Origin of the sequence: Borrelia crocidurae, assembly GCF_000825665.2 — a bacterium.
Classification (GTDB): Bacteria; Spirochaetota; Spirochaetia; order Borreliales; family Borreliaceae; genus Borrelia; species Borrelia duttonii.
Map to the genome: position 1 here is coordinate 585,395 of NZ_LN609267.1, position 3,374 is coordinate 588,768.

The window sequence follows — 3,374 nt, forward strand, 5'->3', positions numbered from 1 at the left end:
ATGAATAGTTAATTGTGTCAATTTATCTTTATCTAAATTATTACGTGTTGTTATTTTTTAATTATTGATTGGCATTTATATTTTTGTTTATATTTTGTAGGATAATTATATTAGGGTGTATTTTTGTTATGTGTAATATTTGAACGTTTGATATTTGTTTAGTATTGAGGTTTTTGATTTATAATTGATACATGACTGGTGTTTTTAGGTACATAAATTTAAATAAAACCTATGGAATTTATTTTAGTTAGTTATATTATTAAGAGGCACTTATGGAATTAGAGGTAGATATGCAAGATACATTAAATCAGTATCTTCTATTTAGTTTAGATGAACTTTATGCAATTGAGATTAAATATGTTGTTGAAGTATTGGAATATACTAAAATTTCAAAGATACCAAGAACTCCTGATTATATGGCAGGGATAATCAACAATAGAGGAAAGATAGTTCCAATAATTGATATTAGAAAACAATTTGGCATGGAAGAGCGTAAGGTTAGCGATGATGAAGTTAAGAAAAAAGAAATTAATACTTCAAATATTATTATATTGACTTTAATATATGAAGGCGATGAGTTGAATCTTGGAATTTTAGTGGATCATGTTAAAGAGGTTCTTGAGTTGAGTTCATCTGATATTGATGATGCTCCAAGGATTGGTGCGGGTTTCAATTCAAAATTTATATCTGGTATTGGCAAATGTAATGATAAATTTGTTGTTATTCTTGATGTAAAAAATTTGTTTAATATTAAAGAACTAGCTAGATTTAAAAATACTACAATAAATGGTTCTGATGACGAGTAGGAGCTTTGAGTGTTATGATTTATAAACCAGAAGGGGAACTTGTAGTAAATAATATTTTTAAAGTTAAGGAAGATCTGTTAAATATTCTGAAAAATATGAAAGAAAAAGAGACATTGGTGATTAATCTTGCAAATGTGGAAAAAATAGATATTACTTTTATACAAATTTTATATGCTTCTAATAAGTATGCCAAAGATAGGAATTTATTTATAAAGATAGAATATCCTTCTGATGAGGTTTTAAGTTTATTAATATATGGTGGATTTTTAATAGATATTGAGGATATTGATAACTTGGATTTGGGCCTTAGTTTAATTGAATTTTAATTTTATGTGTTTAAGGGCAATTTATGAATAGTAGTGATATGATTGATAAATTTAAGGATTCTTTTAAAGAAGAGTCTATAGAGAATATTTCAGATATTGAACATGCACTTCTTAATATTGAATTTGAATCAGGAAAAGAAGTTATCAATTCTATTTTTAGGAATTTTCATACAATAAAGGGTAGTGCAGGGATGTTTGGTTTTAATTTTACAGCTTCTCTTGTGCATGAAATAGAGACGATTCTTGATCCTATCAAAATGGGTGTTGAAGAATTTAATCAAAGTACTGTTGATGCTACTTTGATGGCGGTTGATTTTGTTCGTGAACTCATTGAAGGAGATGAAGCTATTGATGAGATTGTATATAAGACTCGTGAAAAAAGTTTAATAGATGCAATTAAGAAGGAACTTGGTATTGATATTGGTGTTGTTAAAGATATGGTTTTGGCTACTAATAGTGAAGTTCAAAATTCGTCAATTAATTTGGATTCTCAAGAAGCAGAATTAAATTTGTCTTTAAATCAAAATAAATATGAAGATGAGGCTTTGAAGGTTGAGACTAAAGTTTATAGGGTCCTTTTTATTCCTTCAAGGGGAATTTTATTTCATGGGCACAAACCAATTAATTTTTTAAAAAAGTTGTTGAATTTGGGAAATGGACAAATTAAGGCTAGAGTAAAAAATATTCCTGATTTGGAATTGATATCTCCTGATAATGTTTATGTTGAGTGGGAATTAAAACTGGAGACAGAAGAGAGTAAAAGTACTATTGAGGATGTTTTTACATTTGTGGATGGACAGTCAAAATTTGTTATTGAGGAAGTTGATGCATCGTATGAGATAACAGATGATTCTTTTTTATTAAATAATATAACTCAAAATGTTAATGAGATGTTTCCTGAGAAAGAGCAAAATTTATCACATTCAAAAGAACTATATAATAATAAAATGTCCTTTAAGAGTGTTGAACATAATGTTAATGATGATACTGTCAAGAGTAAAGTCAATATTGCTAGTATTAAAGTTGATTCAAAAAAGTTAGATCATTTGGTAAATCTTGTTGGTGAACTTGTGACAATTCACTCTAAGCTTGCTAAAGAGGCTGAGATTAGTAATAATAATGTTTTAAATTCAATTTCAGCTGAATTTTCTTTGCTTATTAATGAACTTAGAGATTATACTACAGGACTTAGAACAGTTCCTATTGAGATTTTATTTGTAAAGTTTCAAAGAATAGTTAAAGATTTGTCTGTTCAACTTGGTAAGTCAATTCATTATTATTCTCAAGGTGGTGATACCGTTCTTGATAAGAGTATTATTGAGAGGTTAAATGAGCCTTTGGTACACTTAATTAGAAATTCAATCGATCATGGAATTGAACCTGATGAGGAGAGAGTAAAAGCCGGAAAGAAGGCCCATGGAATAATTAAACTTTCTGCACAACAATCAGGTGATTCTGTAATTGTTGTTATTGAAGATGATGGTAGGGGACTTGATAAACATAAGATAATTAAGCGAGCTATAGAGAAAAACATAATATCTGAGGCTATATCTAGCACTTTATCTGATGTTGATATTTATAATTTAATTTTTGAGCCTGGATTTTCAACAGCTGATGTTGTTACAAATATATCGGGTCGTGGTGTTGGAATGGATGTTGTAAAAAAACAGGTAGAATCTCTTAGAGGGAATGTAGTTATTGAGAGCGAGTTTGGTAAATATACCCGAATAAAATTAATTTTTCCTTTGACTTTGGCAATTATTGAAGGATGGCTTGTTAGGGTTTACGATCAGTATTTTATTGTTCCTTTGTCTAGTGTTGAATCTTGTCTTGAGGCTGATAAATTGGATTCTAGAGTATACGGACTTGAAAGTGGTGGTAATGTCATGGATTATAGGGGAAGTATGATTAGCTTCATAAGGTTGAGGGAATTTTTTGAAATATCTAATGAAAAAAGTAATAGTGAACATGTTGTTGTTGTTAACACAAATAGTGGTAAAATAGGAATTGTGGTAGATGAGGTTTTAGGACAACATCAAACCGTTATAAAAACTTTAGGTAAGGTTTATTCTAAAGTAGAAGGGGTCTCGGGAGCTACAATACTAGGAGATGGCAGCTTGGCATTAGTCATTGATGTTGATAATATAACTAAAATTATAAGGTAGTATATTCTTAGAGTAAGATATCTTGATAACTGTAAAGAAAAATTGATATGAAATAATAATAATGAAAATATTGGTAC

At 29.0% G+C, this 3,374-nt stretch carries 3 protein-coding genes and 2 pseudogenes (1 of these 5 cut by a window edge); all 5 read left to right on the forward strand.

Annotation, left to right across the window (positions count from 1 at the left end):
• Positions 1 to 272 precede the first annotated feature (272 nt).
• Positions 273 to 806, forward strand: coding sequence for a chemotaxis protein CheW (locus BN1173_RS02885; protein ID WP_040236462.1), 534 nt, complete (start codon positions 273 to 275; stop codon positions 804 to 806).
• A 14-nt stretch (positions 807 to 820) separates the two neighbouring features.
• Positions 821 to 1,132 (forward strand): STAS domain-containing protein, encoded by a 312-nt coding sequence (locus tag BN1173_RS02890; protein ID WP_014696397.1) that lies wholly within the window; start codon positions 821 to 823, stop codon positions 1,130 to 1,132.
• A 23-nt stretch (positions 1,133 to 1,155) separates the two neighbouring features.
• Positions 1,156 to 1,543 (forward strand): annotated as a pseudogene (locus BN1173_RS04845) (Hpt domain-containing protein); the annotation flags it as partial.
• A 113-nt stretch (positions 1,544 to 1,656) separates the two neighbouring features.
• Positions 1,657 to 3,297, forward strand: a pseudogene (locus BN1173_RS02895) (chemotaxis protein CheA); the annotation flags it as partial.
• Positions 3,298 to 3,358: 61 nt separating this feature from the next.
• Positions 3,359 to 3,374, forward strand: the 5' end (the start) of a protein-coding gene (locus BN1173_RS02900) for a CheB methylesterase domain-containing protein (protein ID WP_040236465.1). 1,136 nt of this gene lie beyond the right edge of the window; only the first 16 of its 1,152 coding nucleotides appear in the window; the start codon lies at positions 3,359 to 3,361; its stop codon lies off the right edge, out of view.

Bases quoted from the DNA above. Each gene is read 5' to 3' on its own strand.
- BN1173_RS02890 (WP_014696397.1), top strand. From the start codon at position 821: ATGATTTATAAACCAGAAGGGGAACTTGTAGTAAATAATATTTTTAAA.
- BN1173_RS02885 (WP_040236462.1), top strand. From the start codon at position 273: ATGGAATTAGAGGTAGATATGCAAGATACATTAAATCAGTATCTTCTA.